Below are 25,641 nucleotides of genomic sequence, written 5' to 3'. Positions count from 1 at the left end.
TTTCAAAACTGAAAGTAGATGAACGAGGTGCTGTTGAAAATCCCCAGATACAAAATCAGCAGCGCCAGGCCCGCGTAGCCCACCCAGCGCGTGGCGAACGGCTGCGCGGCCAGCCACGCCTGCGGGCTGCGCCGGCTGGCGGCGTACTCCACCAGCAGCATCAGGCCCACGCCGAGGGCGGCCACGGCCAGCTCGGGGCGGTAGTGCTGCGAGAAATCGAGCAGCAGCGTGGTCAGCTGCCGGCCGTGCAGGTTGTGCCAGCCACTGAACAGGTGCCGGCTAATGAACAGGGCATCCCCCATATTATTGGCCCGGAAGAATATCCAGGCGTAGGCCACAAGCCCGAACGTGACCAGCACGCCCAGGCCCCGCCGCAACCCTGGGTGCGCCGCCAGCCCCGTGAGCTGCGCCAGCCGCTCGCGCAGGGGCCGGGCCCAGGTGCTGAGTACCAGATACAAGCCGTGCAGGCCACCCCAGACCAGAAACGTCCAGTTGGCCCCGTGCCAGAGGCCGCTGATGAGGAACACGGCCAGCAGGTTGCCGTAGGCGCGGGCCGGGGCTACGCGGCTGCCGCCCAGCGGGATATACACGTAATCGCGAAACCAGCTCGACAGCGAAATGTGCCAGCGCCGCCAGAACTCCGGCACCGAGGCCGACTGGTAGGGCTGCCGGAAATTCAGGTTAAAATCGAAGCCCAGCACCCGGGCCGCACCCCGGGCCATATCGGTGTAGCCCGAAAAGTCGCCGTAAATCTGAAAGGTGAAGGCCAGCGTGGCCAGCACCAGCAGCGGCCCCTCGGGGTGCTGGCGCGGGTTGTTGAACACCGGGTTCACGAGCAGCGCCAGGCGGTCGGCCACCACCACTTTCTTGAACAGGCCCCAGGCCATGAGGCGCAGCCCGCTCACGATGCGCACATAGTCGAAGGAATGCTCCCGCCGGAACTGCGGCAGCATATGCCCGCCCCGCTCGATGGGCCCCGCCACCAGCTGCGGAAAAAAGGCCACGAACAGCGCAAAGCGACCAAAATTTCGCTCCGCTGCCAGCCGGCCCTGGTACACATCAATAATGTAGCCCACCGACTGAAACGTGTAGAACGACACGCCCACCGGCAGCAGCAAGCCCAGCACCGGCCCCGCCCCCACGGGCAGTTGCAGGGCGCTGCCCAGCTGCACGGCCGCATCGCGAAAGAAGTTGAAGTACTTGAAAACGAACAGCGTACCCAGGTTACTGACCAGACTGAGGTAGAGCCAGGGCCGCCGCGCCCGCCTGGTGGGCAGCTGGCTCATGCGGTAGCCGCTGTAGTAGTCGAGCACCGTGGTGGCCAGCAGCAGCAGGGCGTACACGGCCCGCCAGCTCATGTAGAAATAGTAGCTGGCCAGCAGCAGCAGGGCTCCGCGCCAGCGCGGCGGCAGCCCGTAGTACAGCCCGACGACTACCGGGAAAAAGACCAGGAAATGGAGAGAGTTGAATAGCATTCGCGACGCGGAAGAAGCTCCGGCGGCCAAAGGTCGGGGGTGGCGGGCAGAACTTGTACCCCGAAATTTCATTTCGGCCCGCCCGAACGACCAGTGCTCCGGCCGAAATGAAATTTCGGGGTACAGGTTCTGGCGGCCGAATACCCTACTTTTGCAGTCCTGTTTTGGCTTACTTCTTTTCATGGCTCTCGACCTCAACCACAAATCCATCCTCGTTACGGGTGGCACCGGCTCCTTCGGCAAACAATTCGTCCGCACCGTTTTCGAAAAATTTCCGGAGGTGAAGCGCCTCGTGGTGTTCTCGCGCGACGAGCTGAAGCAGTATGAGATGAGCCAGGAGTTCAGCCCGGCCAGGTACCCGGCCATTCGCTATTTCATTGGCGATGTGCGCGATGCCGAGCGCCTGCACCGCGCCTGCGAGGGCATCGATATTGTGATTCACGCCGCCGCCCTCAAGCAGGTGCCCGCCGCCGAGTACAACCCGATGGAGTGCATCAAGACCAATATTTTCGGGGCCGAGAACGTCATCAACGCCGCCCTCGACTGCGGCGTGAAGGAAGTAGTGGCGCTCAGCACCGACAAGGCGGCCGCCCCCATCAACCTCTACGGCGCGACCAAATTGTGCTCCGATAAACTCTTTGTGGCCGCCAACAACATGAAAGGCAGCCGCGATTTGCGCTTCTCGGTGGTGCGCTACGGCAACGTAATCGGCTCGCGGGGCTCGGTGGTGCCGTTCTTTTTGCAGCAGCGCCACACCGGTGTGCTGCCCATCACCCACCCCGACATGACGCGCTTCAACATCTCGCTCGAAGAAGGCGTTGATTTGGTGCTTTATGCGCTGGAGCACGCCTGGGGCGGCGAGATTTTCGTACCAAAAATTCCGAGCTATAAAATCACGGAAGTGGCTCGCGCCATCGGCCCAAAGTGCGAGCAGAAAATCGTGGGCATCCGCCCCGGCGAGAAGTTGCACGAGGCCATGATAACCGAAACCGACGCCCTGAGCACCGTCGAGCTGGACCGCTACTACGTCATCCTGCCCTCGATGCCGACCTGGAGCGTAGATAAATTCATCGAGAAATTCAAGGGCCAGCGGGTGCCCCTGGGCTTCTACTACGACTCGGCCAACAACGAAGAATGGCTGGATGCCGAGCAGATTCGGGAGGAAATCCGCCTGCACGTCGATGCTGATTTTGAGGTCTAGCTACTAGCGCCTCACTTCCACCCAGCCTTTAATTTTCCGGCCGGAAGCAGTTTTGGTGAGTAGGTAGTAATAGATGCCATCGGGCAGGCCAAGGGCCGCCCAGGAGTTGTCGTACTGCTGCCTGGCATATAATTCCTGGCCCCAGTGGCTATAAATGCGCACCGTCCAGTCGGGGGCATTCAGCCCGCGCAGCACAAAGGTTTCGTTTAATTCATCGCCGTTGGGGGTGATGATATTGGGCAGGTTGGCGCAGTCGACTGCAATCAAACGGAGCGATGCCCTGGTCTGGCACCCATTGTTGTTGGTCACATCTACCCAATACAGCCCGGCCTTGGTAGCGGTAAAGGTTGGGTTGGTACTGCCATCCTGCCAGCGGAACTGGTTGCCGGCGGCTATGAGGCCCGGGTCGAGTTGCCGGATGCTCCCGCTACATAGTAATGAGTCGCTGCCAAGGCTGGGCAGTGGCCGTGCTTTCACCACTACTGTTTGGCTGCTTATGAATTGCTGACCGGTGGCATTGGTAACCCGAAGGGTAACTTGGTACGCGCCACTGCTACTGAATATGTGAGTAGGGGCCTGGCCTCCTGCGAGGTTCGACGCACCGGATGCGGGGTCGCCAAAATCCCACGAATAAGCGGTTGCGTTCACAAAAGGACTCAGCGAAGATTGGAACTGCAAGGGCACCCCCGCGCAACCCCATACTACCGTCAGGTTGCCCGGACCAGAAATAACGACCGGGGGCAAGTTCAGGTCGTTAGGCGTCGAAGGCAAAGCCAGAAGACTTTGATAACCATTCAGTTGCACGGCATTGGCATTGTATATCACCGCCGGGGCACTGGCGTTAGTGTTGGTTAGTCGGCCAAGTGCCGTGCTGCCCAATGCCGATACGTACACGTTACCATCGGGGCCCAACTGTAGCGCGTTGACCCCGTCCCCCTGGCCCGGTGCCGGAATGGCCTGTCGGGATGCGGCAATCGCCGTAGCGTTGCCCGCTAGTAAGTTGTATTGCCATATTTCCCGGGCTCCCAGTGTATCGGTGTACAAGCGGGAGCCATCGGGAGAAAATTCCAACCCCGCGTACACCGTTCCACTAAATCCAGTTCCTAAGACAAATCTGCCTCTGCCATTCTGAGAACGCAGCGAATCGGGTAGTAGCTGGGGCCTATTGACCACGCCAGTAGCAGACGAAAAATCAGCAACTAATAGGGCTGTATAGCTACTAAAGACATTAACTGTCACCAGTTTTCGGCCATCGGGCGAAATTTTTAGCAACTTTCGCAGGGCGGGGACTCCGTTCCTTCCAAATAATGTACCGCTGAGCACCGGCCCGTTACTCCAACCCGTTGACGTCAAAAGCCAGGCGTAGTATTGCCCAAACTCACCCTGCGTTACCACCCAAGTATCGCGCCCGTTGGCGTGCCGTGCGGCGGCAAATGCATTAAAATTCGGTAACCTCAACGTTGGCAGGCCCGGTAGCGGCTGCACCTCCACCACCGCGCCCAAGCCGTTCCGCAGGCGCATATCCACAACCACGTACTCATAAGTTGCCGAGCAAAAGTTTGGCCGCACAAAAGAGTTTGGTCTGATTATGTAGTAGCGGCCCGGCTGGCCTGGTTGAGGAATCGCCAGCACGGACGCACTCATTGACGGACCTGTAGATAGCGGGCAAGCGTCGCGAGGAAAGCCCGGCAGGGCGGTACCGGTGGTATCCCAGGCTGCATAGCCATCGGTAACGAATTGTAAGCGGCCGGCTGCATCAGAAACGCTAGCGGCTGAAAAAGGAAGATAAAACCGCTCGCCTGGGACTGATTGCGGCGGTTGGGTAGTAAAGGAAATTCTCGCCAACCGGCCAAAGCTCCAATTCTTGTACTCCCCTTGCGCCCTTATGTCATTGTTATTAAAGAGGAATAATAAAAATATAAGGCAATAGCGGAGTAGGGTAGTTGGCATGGAGTTGCAGGAAAGTAGCGGTAGAGGCATTAGTTTTCCGCAAGTAACGGCAATGGGGCTGATTTAATGCGTCGCCCGGAATTTCAGCTCCGCTACCGGCTGTGGCTGGCTGTTTATCTTTGCCCACCCATGCCTGATACCATGTTCCACCCCACCCGCCCGCTGCCCTACGGCGGCCAAAACATCACCGAGGCTGACGTGGCGGCCGTCACGGCCAGCCTGCACGCCGACTACCTGACCCAAGGCCCCACCGTGGCCGAGTTCGAGAAGCAGTTTGCCGCCTACGTGGGGGCCCGCTGCTCGGCGGCCTCAGATGCCTGCGCTGCGGCCTGGGCAGCGCAGTCTGCTGTGATTTTATCCTACTCTGCGCTCTAGCCGGGCAGCTCGGCGGTTTTAGCAGACTGCTCTGCTGCCCTTTTTGCCTGCTCCGCGGTCTGGTCTGGCTCCTCAGCGGCCGCAGAATCCTACGCTGTTCCGCTTTTATCCAGGTCTACGGGTTGGCTTGGCCACTCCGGGGGCTGGCAACCAGCCAAATGGACCTGAATCGGGCCATCCGGGCCTTCCAGCCCGGCCAAATGCTAATTTTCGTTCAGCGCACTACCTCCACCCAGCCCTTGAGTTTCTGCCCGGTGGCGGCGTTGCGGAGCAGGTAGTAGTACACGCCGTCGGGTTGGCCCTGGGCGGCCCAGGCGTTGTTGTATTTCTCCCGCGAATAGATTTCGCGGCCCCAGCGGTTGTAGAGGCGCAGGGTCCAGTCGGGCGCGTTCAGGCCTCTGAGGACGAAGGCTTGGTTTTGCGCGTCGCCATTGGGGGTAATGATGTTGGGGATGGTGGGCGCGGCGCAGGGCTGCTCGCGCACCTGCACGGTGGCCCGCGCCACGCACCCCGCCGGGTTGCGCACGTCGACCCAATACCCGCCGGGCCTGATGGCCACCAAGGTCGGAGCGGTGCTGCCGTCCTGCCAGCTAAAAACGCTGCCCGCCGGCTGGGGGCCCACCGATAGCCGCACGCTCACCGGCGCGCAAACAACCGTGTCAGGGGCCAGCGCCAGCCGCACGCGCGGTGCCGGGCTGATACGCACCACGGCCGTGGCCGTGGCCACCACCGCGCCCTGCCGGCGGCGGTCTACCCGCAGCGTGTACGTGCCGGGAGCCGCGTAGCTCATGTTCAGGCTGTCCACGTTGGCCCGGGTTCCAATAACAGGCCGGCCGTCGCCCAGCCACCACCGCAGCGAATCGGACGCCGCCCCGCCGCCCGTGCCCGCGCCGGCGCGCATCGTGAGCTGCTGGCCGGCGCAGCCAAAGGCCGCTTTGAGTACTAGTAGGGGGCCGACGTTCACGTCGTTGGGCTGGGTCGGCAGAGCGCGGGCGGCGGGGCGGCCGCGCAGCGACAGGTAGCCGGGCGTGTACCGACAGGCCCGCCCCCGGGCGTTGGGCGCGAGAATGGCGTCGAGGGACGTGGCTTCGGGCACGGCAAAATAAATGAGGCCATCGGACCCGCGCTGAGGATAATGGGGCAGGTTTTTGGCCTGGTTGCGGTTCGATACGTTGTACACCTCGACGCCGGACTGGGCCACGGCTGCGGGCGAGCCGGCCGCCAGGTCGTATTGCAGCACCTGCACGGCCGAGCTGCCCACGTTGTTGCCGGCGGATGGCTGGTACAGGCGGTCAAGGTACAGGTATTGCCCGTTGGGCGAAAACGCGCCGCCCAGCGTGTAGGGGTTGATGTTGGCCGGGATGGAGGGTGCCGGGTAAGCCAGGGCCACCGGCGCGCCGACGCGGCCCGTGCCGGGGTCGAACGCCAGCAGGTAGCTGCTGGCCACGTCGTTGTAGAGCAGCGTGCGCCCATCGGGCGAAGCCACGATAGCGCCGCACCAGGTGGCCGATGATGAATTCCGGGTGGGCAGCACGCGGCTCACAACCGTGCGCGCGCAGGGCCAGCGGCCGGTGCCGTCTATCAGCGACGCCAAAATGACACCCTGTTCGAACAGCCGCGTCAGCAGCCACGCCTCGCGGCCGTTGGCATGGCGCACCACCGCCTGGTACGGGGCAAAGCTGCGCTCGCCCAGGCGCTGCAAAATGCTGTCGGCCACCACCGGCAGCCCCGTTTGGGTTACCTGGCCGGTGCCGCCGGCAGCCAGCTGCACTTCGGCCACCACCGGCAGGCCGGTTGAAAAGGGAGTGATTGCGCCCGCCGAGCGCTGCGTGAAGACGTAGGCCGTCGCGCTCGCGGTGTTGGGGCTGCGCAGTATTACACAGCCCTGCGCCATGTAGGTATCACCACCAAGCGCGTTGCCGCCGGGCATGAGCTGGTGCAGGCGATTCCACACCTGGTCGCCGTTGGAGTAAAGCAGCAGGTTGCCGGCCCCGTCGCTCAGCGTAGCGCAGGCGCTGGGCGTGTTCAGGGCGCCGTTGAGCAGGGGCTGCGGGGCGGCGCCGGGCGCGAAATTTAAGCCGGCCTGCTGCCCAAAATACCAAGTACTGTATTCGCCCTGGGCCATGGCAGGGTGGGGCAGCAAGGCCAAAACAGCCGGTAATAACAGAAAGAGGAGGGCCTTCATACTGGAAAGTAAAATGCACCCGCGAACCTACAACCGGGAGCCCGAAATTTGCGCAATAGCCCCGCCCCCTATCTTTGGGGTCGCATGAGTTTCCACCCCACCCGCCCCCTGCCCTACGGCCGCCAAAACATCACCGAGGCTGATGTGGCCGCTGTCACGGCCAGCCTGCACGCCGACTATCTCACCCAAGGCCCCACCGTGGCCGAGTTTGAGAAGCAATTTGCCCAGTACATCGGGGCCAAATACGCCGTGGCCGTAAGCAACGGCACGGCCGCCCTCCACCTCTGCGCCCTGGCCCTGAACGTGCGGCCCGGCCAGCGCGTCATCACCTCGCCGCTCACCTTTGCGGCCTCGGCCAACTGCGTGCGCTATTGCGGCGGCGAAGTGCATTTCGCCGATATCGACCCGACCACGGGCCTGATTGACTTGGCGAAAGTACGGGCGCTACTCGAAGTCCATCCCAAGGGTCATTTCACCGGGCTGATTCCGGTTGATTTCGCCGGCCTGGCCGTGAACCTGGAAGAAGTCCGCCAGCTGGCGACTGAGTTTGGCCTCTGGATTATCCAGGATTCGTGCCACTCGCCGGGAGGCTTTTTTATTGATTCCGAAGGCCAGGAGCAGCGCTGCGGCAACGGCAACTTTGCCGATTTGGCCATCTTCAGCTTTCACCCCGTGAAGCACATTGCTACCGGCGAGGGTGGCATGATTACCACCAACTCGGAGGCCCTGTACCATCGCCTGCTGCGCCTGCGCACCCACGGCATCACCCGCGACCCGGCCGACCTCAGCCGCGAGCCCGACGGCGGCTGGTACATGGAGATGCAGGAGCTCGGCTACAACTACCGCCTGCCCGACCTCAACTGCGCCCTGGGCCTCAGCCAGCTCGCCCGCGCCGATGCCGGCCTGGCCCGCCGCCGCCAGCTGGCCGCGCAGTATGATGCCGCGTTTGCCCAAATACCCGGCGTGACGGTGCTGGCTCCCGGCCGGCCCGGCCACGCCTACCACCTGTACGTCATTCAGGTAGCCGACCGCAGAGAGCTGTACGACTTTCTGAAAACCAAACAGATTTTCGCGCAGGTGCATTACATCCCGGTGCATCGCATGCCCTATTATGAGGGCCTGGGCTGGAAAGCCGGCGACTTCCCGCTGGCCGAAGAATATTACGCGCATTGCCTTAGCATCCCGCTTTTCCCGACGCTCACCGACGAGGAGCAGGCGTATGTGGTGGCGTGTGTTACTGAATTTGTAACAAGCAATGAACAGCAGTAATAGCACGTCATGCTGAGCGCAGCCGAAGCATCTCTACCTCAATACTATTTAATTACTTACGCGGTAGAGATGCTTCGGCTGCGCTCAGCATGACGTGCTTGAAACGCTCTTTTAATTTCCCCTCCTTGACCTTGCAGCATACCCAACAAGAAGATTTCTGGGCCGGCGACTTCGGCCGCGAATACACCGACCGCAACTCGCGCCCGCTGGCCGAGTGGAATGCCTTTTACCGCGACCTATACGGCCACACTAAGCTGGAAATGAACGCCGAATTCCTCGGCGGCCTGCCCCGCGAGGCCCGCATCCTGGAAGTGGGCTGCAATACCGGCATGCAGCTGGTGGGCCTGCAAGCCGCCGGCTTCACCAACCTGTACGGCGTGGAGCTGCAAGGCTACGCCGTGGAAAAAGCCCGTGATTTTGTGCGCGGCGTGAATATCCTGCAAGGCAGCGGCTTCGATTTGCCCTTCAAGGACAATTACTTCGATGTGACCTGCACCAACGGCGTGCTGATTCACATCGCGCCCGAGGACCTGCCCCGCATCATGGGCGAAATGGTGCGCTGCTCGGGCCGCTACATCATGGGCTACGAATATTATGCCCCCGAAACCACGGCCATTAAGTACCGCGGCAACGAGGGCTTCCTCTGGAAAACTGACTTCGCCCAGGTTTTTCTGGATAATTTCCCCAACCTGCGCCTGGTGAAGCAAACGCTTTATCCCTACATCAACGACGCCGAGCGCGGCAACCAGGACGTGGTGTACCTGCTCGAAAAAACGACCATCTAATGCTGCGCGCCGGTATCATTTCGCAGGTGCGGATGGGCAGCACCCGGCTGCCCGGCAAGGTGCTGCTGCCCGCCGCCGGCCGCCCGCTGCTCGACTACCACATAGCCCGGCTGCGCCAAAGCGGCCTGCCCGTGTACCTGGCCACCACCACCGAGCCGGCCGACGACTTGCTGGCTACCTACGCCGAGACCAATAAAATCCCGTACCACCGCGGCAGCGAAGCCGACGTGCTGGCCCGCTACTACGGCACGGCCCAAGAGTTTGGCCTCGACGTGATTGTGCGGGTGACTTCCGACTGCCCGCTGGTGGACGGCCACCTCATCGGAGCCGCCGTGGAGCGGTATCTGGCCGAAGGAAACCCACTGGTGTACCGCTCCAATTCCATCATCCGCACGTTTCCACGCGGGCTGGATTTCGAGATTTTCTCGATGCAAATGCTGGCCGAAGCCCACACCATCGCCACGCTGCCCTACGAGCGGGAGCACGTCACGCCCTACATCAAGGCCAACCCGGCCACGGCTGGCCGCGTGATTTTCCGGGATGAAATGTGGCCCGACGGTGACTTTAGTCGCTTCCGCATCACGCTCGACACGGCCGAGGATTACGAAGTGCTGCGCCGGCTGATTGAGGACTACCACGCCGAGCAGCTCGACGTATCGGCCCTGTTGGCCCTACTCGAAGCGCACCCCGAAATCATGGCCCTGAACGCGCACATCGAGCAAAAAACAGCATGATTCTGCCCGATACCCTGCGCCTGAACGAGTACGGATTTTACGAAATCAAGCACAAGCCCACGCCCGGGGAGCTGCGCGACTACTACGCCCGGCGCTACTATCAGGAAAACCTGACCACCTACCAAGCCGCCTACCCGCCCGCCGAGCTGGAGCACATCGAAGGCAAGCTGCGCCTGCGCCACTGGGTGCTGCAAGAGCTGCGGAAGGGCAAAAACCCCGCAGTTGACGCAACTGATGCAACGGCGGCGGCTACCGAATCGGATGCGGCGGCGGCGGCAGGTACTGCCAGCGGCCGGCGTTTTCTCGATATCGGCTGCGGCGAAGGCTGGGCGCTGGACTATTTCCAGCGGCAGGGCTGGGAGGTGCTGGGCCTGGATTTCAGCAGCTTCAGCCTGGAGAAATTTCACCCCGCGCTACGAGAGTACCTGCGTACCGGCGACCTTTATGAAGAGCTGCGAAAGCTGGTGGCGGCGGGCCAGCAGTTCGAGGTGCTGTGGCTGGACAACGTGCTCGAACACGTACTGGAACCCGCCGACCTGCTGCGCCTCTGCCGGGCGCTGGTGAAGCCGGCAGGCGTGCTGGTCGTGGACGTGCCCAACGATTTTTCGGCCCTGCAACAGCACCTGCTCGACAGCGGGCAGATTGACCGGCCCTTCTGGGTGGTGCTACCCGACCACCTCTCCTACTTCAACCCCACCGGCCTGCGCAACCTGGCGGAAGCCACGGGCTGGCACGTCACAAAAACCCTTGGTGACCAACCCATTGACCTCAACCTGCTAAATCCCAATGCCAACTACGTGGTGAACCGCGAAGCAGGCAAAGGGGCTCACCACGCCCGCCTGGAACAGGACAACCTATTGCTGCGCACGACACCGCTGCCAGCCGTAGCGGCCTACTACGAAGCCCTGGCCGGCGTAGGGCTGGGCCGCAGTATTGTCGCATTTTTACAGCCGATTTAGAACTTTGGTGCTTGGTGCTTGGTGCTTAGTGCTTGGCACATCGCTGGCCAGTTTGCCTCCAGCGCCGCATTCTTTCACGATTAACCAAGCACCAAGCACCGCCAACCAAGCACCATCATGTCCTCCCCTATTTCCGTACTCAGCGGGGCTTCCGCGCCCGAGCAGTTGCGCCGCGAAGGCTTCGCCCAGACCCTGCGCGAGTCGCCCATTCCGAACACCGAACTGCTCAACAACCTGGGCTTGTACCTGAACCGGCAGACGTTTTCGCGCCTGCTGTTCTTCACCGAGCTCTACCAACAAATCATCCCGGTACACGGCGTGGCCATGGAATTCGGCGTGCGCTGGGGTCAGAACCTGGCCTTGATGCACGCGTTGCGCGGCATTTACGAGCCGTTTAACTACAACCGCAAAATCATTGGCTTCGACACCTTTGGCGGCTTTCCCTCCGTCGATGCCAAGGACGGCCAGCTGGTTAAGGAAGGCGACTACGGCGTGACCGAAAACTACCAGCAACACCTCGCCCAAATCCTGGCCCTGCACGAAGCCGACAGCCCCATCCCGCACAAGCGCAAGTTTGAGCTGGTGGCCGGCGATGCCTCCGAAACCGTGCCCCGCTACCTGAAGGACCACCCCGAAACCGTCATCGCCTTCGCCTATTTCGATTTCGACATTTACGCCCCCACCAAAGCCTGCCTCGAAGCCATCCGGCCCCGCCTCACCAAAGGGGCCATCGTGGCCTTCGATGAGCTGAACTGCCCCGAATTTCCCGGCGAAACGCTGGCGTTTGACGAGGTGTTCGGCATAGCGAATTATGCCCTGCGCCGCAGCCCGCTTAATCCGTTGATTTCGTATTTGGTGGTGTAACACTACTGGACGGTCATGCTGAGCGCAGTCGAAGCATCTTTACCGCTTCGTTGCAGAGGTGTTGATTAGTGCGCGGTAAAGATGCTTCGCTACGCTCTGCATGACGTTCTTTTTTGTCCCCAGCCGTGACCACCTACCGCCCCCTCCCGCAAGCCGAATTCCGCCACGAAGCCTACCGCCTCGTCCCCATCCGCTATGAGGACCGGGAGCCTATTCGGGCCTGGCGCAATGCCCAGTTAGATGTCCTTCGGCAAGCCGAGCCATTGAGCGCCGCGCAACAGGATGCTTATTTTCAAAAAGTTGTCCTGCCGCTGTTCGAGAAGGAACGGCCCGGCCAGCTGCTGTTTTCCTTACTGCACCACGATGAGCTCATTGCCTACGGCGGCTTAGTCCACATCTCCTGGCCCGATGCGCGGGCGGAAGTTTCCTTCCTGGCCGACCCCGCCCGGGCCGCCAATCCAACCACCTACCGCCAGGATTTCCGGGCACACCTGCGGCTGCTGGGGCAGGTGGCATTTGATGGACTGAAGCTCAACCGCCTGTTTACCGAAACCTACGACATCCGGCCGGCCCACGTCGCCATTCTGGAAGAAGCCGGGTTTCGTCTCGAAGGCCGCCTACGGCAGCATGTGCAGCTAAGGCCCGGTACTTTTGCCGACTCACTGATGCACGGCCAGCTGGCCGCCGACTATGCCACAGCCTTTGGAACTACCCTTTAAACGAATCTTTATCAGCGGCGGGGCCGGCGTAATCGGCCAGGAAATGACACGCCGTCTGGCGGCGTTGGACGCTGATATTCAGGTGCTGGTGGGTGACATCAAGCCGCGTCCGGCCGATTTTCCGGCGCGGTTCCAGTACCGGCAGGGCGATTTGAACTTCCTGACCGAACAGGAAATCGGCGTGTTCGCGCCCGATTTGTTCATTCACCTCGCCGCCACGTTCGAGCGCTCCACCGAAACCTACGGCTTCTGGGAGGAGAATTTCCGGCACAACGTGCAGCTCAGCCACCACCTGATGACGGTGCAGAAAGACCTGCCCTCGCTGCGCCGCGTGGTATTCGCCTCCAGCTACCTGATTTACGACCCGGCGCTCTACACCGGGGCCGAGGTGCCGGAGGAGCCCACCAGCCTGCGCGAAACCGACCCCATTCTGCCCCGCAACCTGACGGGCATGGCCAAGCTGGCCCACGAAATCGAGCTGCGCTTCCTGGATACGTTTCGGGCGGCGCAGTTTAGCACCGTGGCTCCGCGCATCTACCGCGGCTACGGCCGCAACGGGCGCGACATTACCTCGCGCTGGGTGCGGATGCTGTTGGCCGGCGAGGAAATCACCGTGTACGGGGCTGAATCCTTTTTTGACTACCTCTACGCCGCCGACACGGCCGAGGGCCTGCTCCGCCTGGCTGCCGCCGAAACGGTCACGGGCCTCATCAACCTGGGCACCGGCCGCGCCCGTCGCGTGGCCGATGTGGTCGAAGTACTGCGGCAAAACTTCCCCGACCTGCGGGCCACCTACGTGGCCTCGGCTATTCCCTTCGAAGCCTCGCAGGCCGATATGACGGCCTGGTCGCGGGTTATCGACTGGCTGCCGCCGACCACGCTGGAAGTGGCCATTCCCGAAATCATCGCCTTCGAGCGGGCGCGCCAGGCTACCATAGCCGCCGACGAAACTACCGCCGCTAGGGGCCCGGGGCACATTCTCATCAGCAGCCTGGCGGCCAAAGTACCGCTGGCCCAGGCCGTGAAGCACGCCGCCAAACGTCTGAATCCGGGTATCAAAGTCGTTGGCGGCGACCTTAACCCGCACGCGCTGGGCTTTCATTTCACCGAGGCGAGCTGGGTGATGCCCATCACTACCGATGAGCATTTGCCCGCCATCATTAGCCACTGTCAGGCGCGGGGCATCAGCCGCGTAATACCCACGCGCGATGGCGAGCTGGCGTTCTGGAGCCGGCACCGCGCGGCCCTGGCCGAGGCCGGCATCGCCGTGCTGGTGAGCGCGCCCGAAGCTGTTCACCGCTGCCTCGATAAGCTGGAATTTGCCGCATTCGGAATGAAAGCGGGCCTGCCGGTCATTGCTACCAGCCTCAGTATCGATGCGTTAATTAGTGACCAACCCAACGCTGACACCGCCTTTGTAGTGAAGGAGCGGCACGGGGCCGGCTCGCTCAGCCTCGGGCTCAACTTGCCCTACGCCGCCGCCGTGGCCCACGCCCAGACCTTGCAGGAGCCTATATTTCAACCCTTTATCCACGGCCGCGAAATCAGCGTGGACGGCTACCTGAGCCGAGCCGGGCGGGTCCATGGCCTCGTGGCCCGTACCCGCGACGTGGTGGTGCGGGGCGAGTCGCAGGTGACCACCACTATCCACGACCCGGCCCTGGTAGCCCGCCTTACGCCTATTGTGGAAAAGCTGGGCCTGTATGGGCCTTTCGTGCTGCAAGCCTTGCTCACCGATGCGGGTGGACTGCACATCATTGAGTGCAACTGCCGCTTTGGCGGGGCTTCCACGCTGGGTATCGCGGCGGGCGTCGATTCATTCTTTTGGTTTTTGCAGGAAGCAGCCGGTGCTGATTTGCGGGATTTTCCGTTTCGGCCGGCCGCCGGGCCGCTCCGCCAGGTGCGGGCAGCGACGGACGTGGTGAAAGAAGTTAAAAGTGAAAAGTTATGAGTTAAAATCCCCTTTTAAGCAGATGGTTTTAACTCATAACTTTTCACTTTTAACTCCCTTTTATGCCCGTCCTCGTTTTCGACCTTGACGACACGCTTTACCCCGAGCTGAGCTACGTCCACAGTGGCTTTCGGGCGGTGGCGGCGTTTCTGAGTCCGCTGCTGGACGTGCCGGCCGAAACTTTGGCGGCGGGTATGATTGCGGAAGAAGTCACGCAGGGCCGGGGCCAGGTGTTTGATAACGTGCTGCGCCAGCACGGCCGCTGGAGCAAAACGCTCGTGGCAGCCTGCCTGCGCGCCTACCGCCAGCATCTGCCCCAACTGGCCTTGTTTCCAGATGCGGAGCGCTGCCTGGCCCGCTTTGCCGCCTGGCCGCTCTACATCGTCACCGATGGGCACAAGGAAGTGCAGGCCCGCAAGGTGGCCGCGCTGCCGCTGGCCGGCCGGGTGCGCCACGCCTACCTCACCAACCGCTACGGCCGCCACCGGGCCAAGCCCGATCCGCACGTTTTCGAGCTGATTTGCCGGCGCGAGGGCGTGAGCGCCGCCGAGGTGATTTACGTGGGCGACAACGTGCGCAAGGACTTTGTGGGCATCAAGCCGCTGGGGTTTAAAACCGTGCGTATTCTGCGGGGAAACTATGCGCACCTGGAGGCCGACGCGGCGCACGAGGCGGATAGGAGCATTCACTCGCTGGATGAGCTGTAGCGCGGTGTAGCGCGATGTAGCGCGGTGTAGCGCGATGTAGCGCGGACTTTGTAGTCCGCGAGTGCAACGGTTCCACTCGCGGACTACAAAGTCCGCGCTACATCGCGCTACGGCCCGTGTACCTTTGCGCTTCGAAATTGCCCCAATCACCCCATGACCGAAATTACCATCGGTGGCCGTCCGGTTGGCCCCGCCCACAAGCCGTTCATCATCGCCGAGATGTCGGGCAACCACAACCAGAGCCTGGACCGGGCATTGGCCTTGGTGGATGCCGCCGCCGCGGCCGGCGTGGACGCCCTGAAGCTACAGACCTACACCGCCGATACCATCACGATGGACACCGGCTTTGCCATCGACGAAGAGGGCCAGTCGCTGTGGGAAGGCAAGAATCTGTACCAGCTCTACCAGGAAGCCCACACGCCCTGGGCGTGGCACGCCGAGCTATTTGCCCGCGCCCGGCAGCACGGCCTGCTGGCCTTTAGCTCGCCATTTGACGAGACGGCGGTGGATTTTCTGGAAACGCTGGACGTGCCGGCCTACAAAATCGCCTCGTTTGAGAATGCCCACTGGCCGCTGCTGCGCAAGGTGGCCGCCACCGGTAAGCCCGTGATTGTGAGCACCGGCGCGGCCACACTGGCCGAGATTGACGACGCCGTGCGGGTATTGCGCGAAGCCGGCTGCCGCGAGCTGGTGCTGCTGAAATGCACCAGCACCTACCCGGCCTCGCCGGCCAACACCAACCTACGCACCATCCCGGTATTGGCCGAAACCTTCGGCTGTCCCATCGGCCTGAGCGACCACACCATGGGCGTGGGCGCGAGCGTGGCCGCCGTGGCGTTGGGGGCCTGCGTCATCGAAAAGCACTTTACCCTGAGCCGCGCCGAAGGCGGCGTAGATGCCGCCTTTTCGCTGGAGCCGCACGAGCTCAAAATGCTGGTGGAAGAAACCGAGCGGGCGCACCAGGCCCTGGGCTCGGTACAGCTCTGCATCCAGACCGGCGAGGAAAAAAGCCGGCTCTACAAGCGCAGCATCTACGTGGCCAAGCCCATCGCGGCGGGCGAGGAATTCACGACCGATAACCTGAAAATCATTCGCCCCGGCGACGGCCTCTGGCCCCGCAACTGGGAAGTGGTGCTCGGCCGCAAGGCGGCGAAAGCCCTGAAACCCGGCACCCCGCTCACCTGGGAGGCAGTTTAGGGTATGAGGGTAAGTAGGTCGTGGGAATTACTTTGCAATAAAAAAGAACGTCATGCTGAGCGCAGTCGAAGCATCTCTACCGCTTCAGCAGGGCCGTTCAGCGAAGCGGTAGAGATGCTTCGACGGGCTCAGCATGACGTGCTGATAAGTCAAACTAATTCCCACGACCTACTTATGAGGGTGATACTTTGGTTTGAATTCTAGGTTTCAAAAGCATGGCTACAACGTCTCCAATTACTTCAGAACCTTCTTCAACTCCTTTTCTCATACCCTCACACCCTCCTACCCTAAGCCTCATTCCCCGCCTGCGCGACATTCTGCAGCTGCGCTTCACGGCGATATTTGCGGCCTTACCCCCGGCCGCCCTGGCCGATATTTCGCCCGCCAACCCGCTGAAGCGCCTGGCGCGGGTGCTGGGCTACGCGGGGCTGCGGCTGGTTGGCAACGTGTTTCAACCGATTAAAAACCGGGACGACCTGCACGGCAAAGTCTGGCTCTACGTGGTGAGCGCCAACAACTACGACGCCCTGGAATTTATCCGGACGGCCCGGCCCGATGCCGTGCTTGTAGCGGGCCAGGCCAAGAACATTGGGCGCTACAATGGCATGGTGAACCGGCTGTCGCTCCGCCGCAAGCTGCTGTACTACTGGCAATTACCTCTAGCGTTTTTTGGCTTATTGAAAACCGATGGCGGCCGGGCCTGGCGGTTCTTCGACTTCATTTTCTACGCCATTGGCTACTACGAAGTGTACCGGAGGGCGCTGCGGCACTACCGGCCGCGGGCCGTCATCTTCTCCAACGACCACAACGACGATACCCGCTCCCTGCTGCTGGCCTGCCGCGCCGAGGGCGTGCCCACCGCCTACGTGCAGCACGCCAGCGTGAGTGCCAATTTCCCACCCCTGGGCTTCGATTTGAACCTGCTGGAAGGCCAGGATGCCATGGATAAGTATCGGCAATGCGGCCCCGTGCATGGCCGCGTGGCGCTGGTGGGCATGCCCAAAGCTGACAGGTATCTGAGCCGGAAAAACACGGCCCCGACCGTGCGCCGCGTGGGCTTGGCCTGTAATATCCACGACCCGATGCCGGCCCTCGTCGAGACGCTGGTGTACCTGCTGCGCGAACTGCCGACCCTCACCTTCACCCTGCGGCCGCACCCCAGCGACGGGCGCGATTTTGAGCCCTTGCGCCGGCGCTTGCCCGGCCTGGAATGGTCGGACGCCCGCCAGGAAAACGTGTTCAATTTCCTGCTGCGGCAGGATGCGCTGGTAGCGGCCGACACCTCCACCCACCTCGAAGCCACGCTGCTCAACGTGGCCAGCATCTACTACCGCTTCGGCACCAACCCGCTCACCGACGACTACTACGGCTACGCCGCCCGCGGCCTGGTGGCCCGCGCCGACTCGCCGGCCGGGCTGGCCGCCATCCTCCGAAAATATGCCCAGCTCAAGCCCGCCGACCTTTACCAACGGGCCGTGTATTACAACGCCAGCCTGGGCACCGAATACGAGGGACGCAGCCAGCCCCATACCTTAGAGTTACTAAATAACTGGCTTAACCAGACAAATTCAACCAACTGATAATATTGTAGTTCTGATTCAATGCCAACCTCAACTCACTCGTCATCTTTGCCGCCCCCCGTTGCCGCGCTGGTTTCGGATGAGACGCGGCTGGCCTACGTGTTGAGGCATTTCCGGCTGGCGTTTGAGGCCGTGCCCGACGTGGCGATTGGGTACGCTCCCACCCCGCTGGGCGTGATGGTGGCCAACCACGCCAGCGGCTTTTTCCGGGTCGCCACCCCGTACCCGCCGGCGCCCAACATCCGCGAATGGGCGGGCCGGCGGGTACCGTTTTTCTTCGACTCCCGGCCACAAGCATCCCTGTTGGAGCTGGCTACGGGCCGGGCCACCATTGGCGCGGATGTTATTTCTGCCGCCTTCTACCTGCTCAGCGGCTGGCAGGAGTATTTTTCCGATGCCCGCGACCGGCACGGCCGGTTTCCCTACGCGGGCAGCGTGCAGCAGCAGTACGGTTTTGTGGCCCTACCCGTGGTGAACTACTATTTCGACGTGCTGAAAACGGCCGTGGAGCACGTCACGAGCGTGGCGTTGCGGCCCCGCCGCTGGGCCGCCGATGCGCCGTTTGCCGCCTTTATCACCCACGACATCGACAACCTGCGCAGTGCCTGGAAGGCCCCCGCCAAAGCTGCCCTGCGACAAGGGCAGCTGCTGAAATTCGGGCAGCTGGCGTGGCAGCATTTTACCCGACCCGATACCTGGGACAACCTGGAAGCCGTGGCCGCCGCCGTGGCCGGGTTTGGGGCCCGGTCCACGTTTTTCATCCTGCCCGAGCACCAGCCGGGGGCCGATGGCACCCCGAATGCCGATTATCAAATAGCTGCTTCGCTGCGGGAGCGCCTGCGGCGGCTGAAGCAAGCCGGGGCCGAAATCAGCCTGCACGGCAGCATTGGTACGGCTGCTGACGGCGGTGCCCGGCTGGGCCGTGAAATCGAAGCGTTGCGGCCCGACATTGCGGGCTTACGCTTTCACTACCTGCGCTGGGAGCCCCGCGCTACCCCGGCACTGGTAGCGGCGGCGGGCTTTCGCTACGATTCTACGCTGGGCTTTGCCGAGCATTTTGGCTTCCGCAATTCGTACTGCCAGCCCTTTTATCCCTTCAATTTTGCCACCGGCGGCGCGCACAATTTCCTGGAAATTCCGCTCAACGTGATGGATACCACGCTGCATCACCCCAACTATTTGCAGCTGCGGGCCGAGGAGATTTTGCCGGCTTTGCAACCGATGTTCGCGGAAATTGAGAAGTTTGGCGGCGTGGCTACTGTGCTCTGGCACAACGACCATTTCGACCCGGCCAACACCGTAACCGGCCCAGTGCAGTTCGCCGAAATTATGCAACACCTCCGGGCGCGCGGCGCGGCATTCCGCACCGGAAGCCAGATTGTGGCCGAACTTTGAGCTTGTAGCACATGCTTTAGCTTGTGCCTTCTCACGATGCACAAGCTAAAGCATGTGCTACACTCAGTCACTCCATCACTCAGTCACTCTTTTGGGCATTGTTCAGCGCCAGGGCATCCGCAACGCCCTGATTTCCTACGTCGGCCTCGCCATTGGCTTTGTCAACACCATTCTGATTCTGCCGCGGCTGCTCACGCCCGGCCAAATTGGCCTGACGGGCCTGCTGGTGTCCTTTGCCACCATTGGCGCGCAGCTCAGCGCCTTTGGGTTTGGGAGCGCGGGGCTGCGGTATTTTCCGTATTTCCGCAATCAGGGGCGTAATCACGCCGGGTTTCTGCCGCTGCTGCTGGGGCTGCCGTTGCTGGGCTTCGTCATCGTGGCGGGGGTGATGAGCCTGGGCCAACCCTTCGTGCTGCGCTGGTACGCGGCGGAAGATGCTACCCTGCTCTCGCAGCACTACGGCGTGGCTATCCTGCTGGCCGGGGCCATCATGCTCGGGGCCTTGCAGGATGCTTACCTGAAGTCGCTGTTTCACACGTCGTTTTCTTCCTTTTGCCAGGAGATTTTGCTACGGCTGCTCATTGTGGGCGCGGCCGTGGCATACAGCGCGCATTACATCAGTTTCGCGGGGTTTGTGCTGGCCTACGCGGGGGCCTACGCAGTAGTGGCGCTGCTGTTGGCGGGCTACCTGGCGGCCATCGGTGAGCTGCACCTGCGGCCTACGCGGGCGGCCCTGCGCATCAAGCCGCTGGGCGAAATGCTGGCCTTTGGCGGCTTCGCGCTGCTGAGTAATATCTCGGGCACGGTGCTGCTCAACATCGACAACATCATGGTGGGAGCCAAGCTCAGCCTGGCGGCGGCGGGCATCTACCTCATTGCCACCAACATCAGCACGGCCCTTACCCTGCCCTTCCGGGCGCTCAACAAAACGGCCTTCTCACTCATCGCCGAATATTGGAAGGAGAATGACCTGGCCAAAATGGGCCTGTTCTACCAGCGGGTTACGCGCGTGAACACGCTGCTGGGCTGCTACCTGGCATTGGGCATCGGCCTGAATCTGAACTTCATCTTCGGCCTCATCCACCGGCCCGAGTACGCGGCCGGCAGCTCGGCGGTGCTGCTGCTGCTGGCCGCCCGGCTCGTCGATGGCATCACGGGCGTGAATGCCACCATCGTCGTGACGTCGCCCCGCTACCGGTTCGACTTACTCTTCAACATCACCTTAGCCTCGGCCGTGGTGGGCCTCAACTGGCTGCTGATTCCCCGGTTTGGGCTGGCCGGCGCGGCCCTGTCCTACGGCATTGCGCTGGTGAGCATCAACGTGGTACGCACCTGGTTCGTGTGGCGCAGCTACGGCTTGCAGCCGTTTGATGGCCGCATTGCCCGTATCCTGGCGGTGGCGGTGGTAGCCGGCCTCGCCGCCTGGGCCCTGCCCGAAACCAGCAACGCCTGGCTCACACTGCTGCTGCGCGGCGGCGTGCTCACGGTGCTCTACACGGCTGGCGTATTGCTCACCCGCGCCGCGCCCGAAGCGGTGACGCTGTGGACGGATTTGCGGAAGCGCAAGTTTACTTCTTGATTATCAAGTAATATTTGGTTTTACCGTTGCGGCTGAATGGCGGATTTTAGGTTCAGGCGCAAAGCCCGCTGTCCAACCGGGCAGCGGGCTTTGCGCCTGAACCTAAAATCAAAATCCCTACAGCGGTTTTCAGGTTAGTGTACGCTTTTGCAGAAAGTTAAAAGTTGAGAGTTAAAAGTTAAAACTCATTGTATCTGATTTTTAACTTTTAACTCTCAACTTTTAACTCAGTACACAAAAAGCGGAACTGCGTTAGTGAACCGCTACGGGCTCCAGATAATCACGCTCGTCGGGCAGGGGAACATATTTGGTGTGCTCCGACCGGTAGAACCGCTCGAACACCAGCGGGAAGATAAAGAGGGTCAAGATGGTACCCGTTATCAAGCCGCCGATTACAACGATGGCCAGGGGCTTAGAGGTTTCGGAGCCGATGCCGGTGGAAATGGCGGCCGGCATGAGGCCAATGGTGGCCATGAGGGCCGTCATCACCACGGGCCGCACCCGTGAAATCACGCCTTCGTTAATCGAGCTGTCCAGCGTCATCTTCTTCACCAAGTTCTGTTTGAAGACCGAAATCAGAATCACGCCGTTCTGAATGCAGATGCCGAACAGGGCGATGAAACCGATACCGGCCGAAATCGAGAAGTTGGTGTGCGTAATCAGCAGCGCCGCGATGCCGCCGATGATGGCGAACGGCACGTTGAGCAGCACCAGGCCCGCATCCTTCAGGTTGCCGAACAACAGGAACAGGATGAAGAAGATGAGGGCCAGCGACACCGGCACCACCTGGCTCAGGCGTTCCTGGGCGCGGCGCTGGTTCTCAAAGTCGCCGGTCCATTTTTGCTCGTAGCCCTTGGGCAGCGCCACGCGGCGATTCACTTTTTCCTGGGCTTCCTTGATGGTCGAGCCCATGTCGCGGCCCCGGATACTGAACTTTACGGCGGCAAACCGGCGGTTATCATCGCGGTAAATCAGGCTGGGGCCAGTCACGGAGCTGATGTTGGCAACTTCCGTAAGCGGGATGGTTTTGCCATTTTGCGTAGGCACCATCAGGGCCGCGATTTGGGTGGGCGTCTGGCGGAATTGCGGCTCGTAGCGCACCCGGATGGGGAATTTGCGCTCGCCTTCGTAAAGCTGCGTGGCTTCCTTGCCGCCCACGGCCATTTCGAGCACCGAGTTGGCGTCCAGCTTATTCACGCCGTAGCTGGCCATGCGGCGCTCGTCGAGGTCGACGTGAAACTCCGGCTGGCCGATGTTGCGCAGCACGCCCAGGTCATCAATCCCGCGCACCGTTTTCAAAATTTCGTACACCTCGCGGGCCTTGGCTTCGAGCGTGGCCAGGTCGGTACCGTAAATCTTCACGGCAATCGAGCCTTTCACGCCCGAGGCGGCTTCCTCCACGTTGTCGGTGATGGGCTGCGAGAAGTTGAAGTCAACGCCCGTAAACCGGTCGAGCCTGGTCTTCATGCGCGCCACCAAATCCTCGCGGTTGGCTTTGCTCTTCATCTCCTTTTCCACTTCCGGCGTGTGCTTGATTTGGACGAGGAATTCGTTGTTGTAGAAGCCGGTCGGGTCGGTACCGTCGTTGGGGCGGCCGGTCTGGCTCACCACGTCGCTCACTTCCGGAAAGCTCAGGAATACCCGCCGCATCTGGTTGCACAGGTCGTTGCTCGATTCCAGGCTGATGCTCAGCGGCAGCTGGGCGCGCACGTAAATACTGCCCTCGTTCAACTCCGGCAGGAATTCGGAGCCGAGGAACGAGAAGGAATACAGGCCCACCGCCGTCACGGCGAAGGCAATAACCAGGCTGACCGTTTTGCGGCCGTACGTGAAGCGAAAGAACCGGTTCGCCCCGTTGTTCACGGCCCGCACGAAGAAGTTGTCCTTCTCCCGCACGTTCTTTTTCAGCAGGATGCTCACCAGCACCGGCACCAGCGTGAGCGTGAACACCAGGGCGCCCAGCAGGGCGAAGCCCAGCGTCCAGGCCAGCGGCGAGAAGACCTTGCCCTCTACTTTTTCAAAGGAGAAAATCGGCAGCAAAGCCGTGATGATAATGGCCTTGGCAAAGAAAATGGCCTTGCCCATGTCGCGCCCGCTTTTCTTGATGAGGCCCAGCTTGGAGAGCTTATTGAACTTCTCCATGCCCATTTGGTGGGCTTTATGGTCAAGCGCCACAAACAAGCCCTCGACCATTACCACAGCTCCATCGATGATGATACCGAAGTCGATGGCGCCCATGCTCAGCAGGTTAGCGCTCATACCCTTCAGCCGCAGGCAGATGAAGGCAAACAGCAGGGCCAACGGAATGATAACGGACACGATGACCGTGGTCCGCCAATCGGCCATGAACAGGAACACGATGAGCGTGACCAGCACAATACCCTCCAGGAGGTTGTGAATCACGGTTTCGGTCGAGAAGTCAATCAGCTGCTGGCGGTCGTAGAAGGTTTTCATCTTCACGTCGGGCGGCAGAATTTTCGAGTTCAACTCGTCCACTTTAGCATGCAGGCGGGCAATGACTTCCGACGGGTTTTCGCCCTTGCGCATCACCACGATACCTTCGAGCTTGTCGTCCTGAATGCCGCGGCCCACCTGGCCCAGCCGGGGCAACGCCGATTCGGTCACCCTGGCCACGTCGCGCACCAATATCGGCACGCCGTTCACGTTCTTAATCACCGTATTGGTAATGTCCGAGATGTTGTTCAGCAGGCCGATGCCGCGCACCACGTAGTTCTGCTGGCCCTTGTTAATCACGTCGCCGCCCACGTTGATGTTCGAGCGCTGCACGGCGTTGTAGAGGTCGAGCGGCGTGAGGTCGAAATCCTGCAGCTTGCCGGGGTTCACGCTGATTTCGTAGTCCTTCACCTCGCCGCCGAAGCTGTTCACGTCGGCCACGCCGGGCACGGCCTTCAGGTTGCGCTCAATCACCCAGTCCTGCAGGGTTTTCAACTCACGCACCGTTTTGGTCTTGCTTTCCAGCGTGTAGCGGTAGATTTCGCCGGTGGGGCCGTAGGGCGGCTGCACGTCGGGGGAGATGTTATCGGGCAGGTCCACCTCGCGCAGCAGGTTGTTCACCTGCGGGCGGGCGAAGGCATCGTCCACACCGTCGTCGAAAATCACCTTCACCACCGACAGGCCAAAGAGCGTGGTGCTGCGCACCGAAGCCTTTTTCTGCACCGGGTTCAGCGCGATTTCAATCGGCACGGTCACGAACTTCTCCATCTCCTCGGCCGAGCGGCCGGGCCACTGCGTGATGATGGTGATTTCCGTGTTAGTCACGTCCGGAAATGCTTCGATGGGCGTGTTGCGGTAGCTCACCACGCCCATGATTACCACGACCAGCGTCATCAGAAAGACGAAGCCTTTGTTTTTTAACGAAAAGGCGATGATGCCTTGGATGAACTTATTCATTGAATCAGTTAGCAGTTAGCAGTTAACAATGAGCAGGTTGGTGAAAAGTATCGGCAGCAGCCAGCCCGAACAGCGCCTTTCTGGCCTGTTCACTGCTCACTGCCAACTGTTCACTCCCTCTCTAGTCGTTTAGCTCGTCGTACACGAGCAGCTGGTCTCTGGCAATCACCACGTCACCAGCTTTCAGGCCGGAAGTGACGTAGCTGTAGTCGCCCACCGTTTTGCTGATGGTCACGGGCCGGGTTTCCACGTGGGTGCGGTCGCGGTACACCATCACGAAGTTGCGGTCCTTATCGAACACCACCGATTTAGCGGGTACGGCCAGGGCCTTGGCACCTTCGGTATTCTCCACGCGCACCTGGGCATACATCGCCGGCTTCAGCAGATAGCCGGGATTATCGAGGCGCACGCGCACCTTCATCACCTTACTATCCGGGTCCAGCACGTTGAATACTTTGTCAATCTTGCCCCGAAAGTGCTTGTCGGGGTACGACAGCGTGGTTACGTCGGCGGAATAGCCCACCGCCACCTTCGAAATGTCCGCTTCGAACACGTTGGCCATAATCCAGACATCATCCAGGTCGCTCACCGTGAAGAGGTTGCCCACGTTGCTGTCGTTCACGTTGAACTGCTCGTGCTCGGTGGCCTTCTTCTCGGTGATAAAGCCGGAAATGGGGGCCCGCAGCTCGTACATGCCATCCTTGCCGACGCCATACACGCTGAGCTGCTTCGCGTTTTTGTTCGCCGTGCCGCGGGCCTTGGTCACCTCGGCGCGGGCCAACACCACGTCGCGCTCCGAGTTCAGGCCGGCTTTGTACATATCCTCGGCCACAGCCAGGTTTTTCCGGGCAATGTCGAGGTCGGAAGTAGAAGCCGTGGTCTGGTTCTGCACGTCGGCAATCTCCCCCGATTTGATGACGGCCAGCAGCTGCCCCTTGGTCACCTTGTCACCCAGCTCCACGTTGAGCTGCTCGACCACCCCGCCCACCTGCGGGAATACCTGCACGGTCTTGTCGCCATCGGCGGCAATCTCGCCGGTCAGCACCAGCTCATCCTGCACCGGGCGCAGGTGCACCGTGTCCAGCACAATTTGCTGCATCATGGTGTCAGAAAGCCGGAAGCCCTCCTTCTTTTCTTCTTTTACTTCGGGTTTGGAGCAGCCGACCAGGACAACGGCGGTCAGCAATGCGAGAAAGGTGCGGTTCATATTTTTTTAGCTGTTTTCTTTAAAAGAACGTCATGCTGAGCTTGCCGAAGCATCTCGCTCGCATCGTTGCCGACGATTGAGTTACTACCCCACGCGAG

Annotated in this window: 19 protein-coding genes; 14 read left to right on the top strand and 5 right to left on the bottom strand. The window is 61.4% G+C overall.

Annotation, left to right across the window (positions count from 1 at the left end):
* Positions 1-2: 2 nt before the first annotated feature.
* Complete coding sequence (locus tag ABD819_RS13885; RefSeq protein ID WP_345125297.1) at positions 3-1,475, bottom strand: MBOAT family O-acyltransferase; 1,473 nt, start codon at positions 1,473-1,475, stop codon at positions 3-5.
* 181 nt (positions 1,476-1,656) lie between these two features.
* Here ABD819_RS13885 and pseB point away from each other — a divergent pair, with 181 nt between their 5' ends.
* Positions 1,657-2,676, top strand: coding sequence for a UDP-N-acetylglucosamine 4,6-dehydratase (inverting) (gene pseB, locus ABD819_RS13880; protein ID WP_345125295.1), 1,020 nt, complete (start codon positions 1,657-1,659; stop codon positions 2,674-2,676).
* A gap of 3 nt (positions 2,677-2,679) precedes the next feature.
* On the opposite strand, the gene ABD819_RS13875 is transcribed toward pseB, so the two are convergent.
* Positions 2,680-4,626: a T9SS type B sorting domain-containing protein gene (locus tag ABD819_RS13875; protein WP_345125293.1), complete on the bottom strand. Its 1,947-nt coding sequence runs from the start codon at positions 4,624-4,626 to the stop codon at positions 2,680-2,682.
* Positions 4,627-4,755: 129 nt separating this feature from the next.
* Here ABD819_RS13875 and ABD819_RS13870 point away from each other — a divergent pair, with 129 nt between their 5' ends.
* Entirely contained in the window at positions 4,756-5,001 is a 246-nt protein-coding gene (locus ABD819_RS13870; RefSeq protein ID WP_345125292.1) for a DegT/DnrJ/EryC1/StrS family aminotransferase, read from the top strand.
* Between the two features lie 214 nt (positions 5,002-5,215).
* Here ABD819_RS13870 and ABD819_RS13865 read toward each other — a convergent pair whose 3' ends face one another.
* On the bottom strand, positions 5,216-7,186 hold the full coding sequence (locus ABD819_RS13865; RefSeq protein ID WP_345125291.1) for a T9SS type B sorting domain-containing protein: 1,971 nt from the start codon (positions 7,184-7,186) through the stop codon (positions 5,216-5,218).
* Positions 7,187-7,270: 84 nt separating this feature from the next.
* Here ABD819_RS13865 and pseC point away from each other — a divergent pair, with 84 nt between their 5' ends.
* The 12 genes from pseC (at position 7,271) to ABD819_RS13805 (ending at position 20,925) form a co-directional block, all read left to right on the top strand.
* The gene (gene pseC / locus ABD819_RS13860) at positions 7,271-8,455 is read left to right on the top strand and encodes a UDP-4-amino-4,6-dideoxy-N-acetyl-beta-L-altrosamine transaminase (protein WP_345125289.1); all 1,185 of its coding nucleotides are present in this window, start codon (positions 7,271-7,273) and stop codon (positions 8,453-8,455) included.
* A 131-nt stretch (positions 8,456-8,586) separates the two neighbouring features.
* Positions 8,587-9,240 carry a pseudaminic acid biosynthesis-associated methylase gene (locus tag ABD819_RS13855; RefSeq protein ID WP_345125288.1) on the top strand — a complete coding sequence of 218 codons (654 nt, stop codon included), beginning with the start codon at positions 8,587-8,589 and terminating at the stop codon, positions 9,238-9,240.
* Positions 9,240-9,974, top strand: a complete 735-nt coding sequence (locus tag ABD819_RS13850; protein ID WP_345125287.1) for a cytidylyltransferase domain-containing protein — start codon at positions 9,240-9,242, stop codon at positions 9,972-9,974. Before ABD819_RS13855 ends, ABD819_RS13850 begins: the two co-directional genes overlap by 1 nt.
* The gene (locus ABD819_RS13845; RefSeq protein ID WP_345125286.1) at positions 9,971-10,933 is read left to right on the top strand and encodes a class I SAM-dependent methyltransferase; all 963 of its coding nucleotides are present in this window, start codon (positions 9,971-9,973) and stop codon (positions 10,931-10,933) included. The genes ABD819_RS13850 and ABD819_RS13845 overlap by 4 nt, the downstream gene beginning before the upstream one ends.
* Before the next feature lie 117 nt (positions 10,934-11,050).
* On the top strand, positions 11,051-11,797 hold the full coding sequence (locus ABD819_RS13840; RefSeq protein WP_345125285.1) for a class I SAM-dependent methyltransferase: 747 nt from the start codon (positions 11,051-11,053) through the stop codon (positions 11,795-11,797).
* A 125-nt stretch (positions 11,798-11,922) separates the two neighbouring features.
* On the top strand, positions 11,923-12,516 hold the full coding sequence (locus tag ABD819_RS13835; RefSeq protein WP_345125284.1) for a GNAT family N-acetyltransferase: 594 nt from the start codon (positions 11,923-11,925) through the stop codon (positions 12,514-12,516).
* Positions 12,500-14,467: an NAD-dependent epimerase/dehydratase family protein gene (locus tag ABD819_RS13830; protein WP_345125282.1), complete on the top strand. Its 1,968-nt coding sequence runs from the start codon at positions 12,500-12,502 to the stop codon at positions 14,465-14,467. The genes ABD819_RS13835 and ABD819_RS13830 overlap by 17 nt, the downstream gene beginning before the upstream one ends.
* A gap of 62 nt (positions 14,468-14,529) precedes the next feature.
* Positions 14,530-15,174 (top strand): HAD family hydrolase, encoded by a 645-nt coding sequence (locus ABD819_RS13825; RefSeq protein WP_345125281.1) that lies wholly within the window; start codon positions 14,530-14,532, stop codon positions 15,172-15,174.
* Between the two features lie 153 nt (positions 15,175-15,327).
* Positions 15,328-16,371, top strand: a complete 1,044-nt coding sequence (gene pseI, locus ABD819_RS13820) for a pseudaminic acid synthase (RefSeq protein WP_345125280.1) — start codon at positions 15,328-15,330, stop codon at positions 16,369-16,371.
* A 215-nt stretch (positions 16,372-16,586) separates the two neighbouring features.
* The gene (locus tag ABD819_RS13815; RefSeq protein ID WP_345125279.1) at positions 16,587-17,951 is read left to right on the top strand and encodes a glycosyltransferase family protein; all 1,365 of its coding nucleotides are present in this window, start codon (positions 16,587-16,589) and stop codon (positions 17,949-17,951) included.
* 48 nt (positions 17,952-17,999) lie between these two features.
* Positions 18,000-19,346 carry a DUF7033 domain-containing protein gene (locus ABD819_RS13810; protein ID WP_345125278.1) on the top strand — a complete coding sequence of 449 codons (1,347 nt, stop codon included), beginning with the start codon at positions 18,000-18,002 and terminating at the stop codon, positions 19,344-19,346.
* Positions 19,347-19,437: 91 nt separating this feature from the next.
* Complete coding sequence (locus ABD819_RS13805; RefSeq protein WP_345125277.1) at positions 19,438-20,925, top strand: oligosaccharide flippase family protein; 1,488 nt, start codon at positions 19,438-19,440, stop codon at positions 20,923-20,925.
* Between the two features lie 252 nt (positions 20,926-21,177).
* Here ABD819_RS13805 and ABD819_RS13800 read toward each other — a convergent pair whose 3' ends face one another.
* On the bottom strand, positions 21,178-24,336 hold the full coding sequence (locus ABD819_RS13800; RefSeq protein ID WP_345125275.1) for an efflux RND transporter permease subunit: 3,159 nt from the start codon (positions 24,334-24,336) through the stop codon (positions 21,178-21,180).
* A 121-nt stretch (positions 24,337-24,457) separates the two neighbouring features.
* Positions 24,458-25,543, bottom strand: coding sequence for an efflux RND transporter periplasmic adaptor subunit (locus ABD819_RS13795; protein ID WP_345125273.1), 1,086 nt, complete (start codon positions 25,541-25,543; stop codon positions 24,458-24,460).
* Positions 25,544-25,641: the final 98 nt, after the last annotated feature.

It is taken from the genome of Hymenobacter antarcticus (genome assembly GCF_039539545.1).
GTDB lineage: Bacteria > Bacteroidota > Bacteroidia > Cytophagales > Hymenobacteraceae > Hymenobacter > Hymenobacter antarcticus.
The sequence above is the reverse complement of the archived record's forward strand: the minus strand, read 5'-3'. Positions and strand labels throughout refer to the sequence as shown.

Coding starts and splice junctions, on each gene's coding strand:
- ABD819_RS13885 (WP_345125297.1), bottom strand. CDS start 1,475: ATGCTATTCAACTCTCTCCATTTCCTGGTCTTTTTCCCGGTAGTCGTC.
- pseB (WP_345125295.1), top strand. CDS start 1,657: ATGGCTCTCGACCTCAACCACAAATCCATCCTCGTTACGGGTGGCACC.
- ABD819_RS13875 (WP_345125293.1), bottom strand. CDS start 4,626: ATGCCAACTACCCTACTCCGCTATTGCCTTATATTTTTATTATTCCTC.
- ABD819_RS13870 (WP_345125292.1), top strand. CDS start 4,756: ATGCCTGATACCATGTTCCACCCCACCCGCCCGCTGCCCTACGGCGGC.
- ABD819_RS13865 (WP_345125291.1), bottom strand. CDS start 7,186: ATGAAGGCCCTCCTCTTTCTGTTATTACCGGCTGTTTTGGCCTTGCTG.
- pseC (WP_345125289.1), top strand. CDS start 7,271: ATGAGTTTCCACCCCACCCGCCCCCTGCCCTACGGCCGCCAAAACATC.
- ABD819_RS13850 (WP_345125287.1), top strand. CDS start 9,240: ATGCTGCGCGCCGGTATCATTTCGCAGGTGCGGATGGGCAGCACCCGG.
- ABD819_RS13845 (WP_345125286.1), top strand. CDS start 9,971: ATGATTCTGCCCGATACCCTGCGCCTGAACGAGTACGGATTTTACGAA.
- ABD819_RS13840 (WP_345125285.1), top strand. CDS start 11,051: ATGTCCTCCCCTATTTCCGTACTCAGCGGGGCTTCCGCGCCCGAGCAG.
- ABD819_RS13825 (WP_345125281.1), top strand. CDS start 14,530: ATGCCCGTCCTCGTTTTCGACCTTGACGACACGCTTTACCCCGAGCTG.
- pseI (WP_345125280.1), top strand. CDS start 15,328: ATGACCGAAATTACCATCGGTGGCCGTCCGGTTGGCCCCGCCCACAAG.
- ABD819_RS13815 (WP_345125279.1), top strand. CDS start 16,587: ATGGCTACAACGTCTCCAATTACTTCAGAACCTTCTTCAACTCCTTTT.
- ABD819_RS13800 (WP_345125275.1), bottom strand. CDS start 24,336: ATGAATAAGTTCATCCAAGGCATCATCGCCTTTTCGTTAAAAAACAAA.
- ABD819_RS13795 (WP_345125273.1), bottom strand. CDS start 25,543: ATGAACCGCACCTTTCTCGCATTGCTGACCGCCGTTGTCCTGGTCGGC.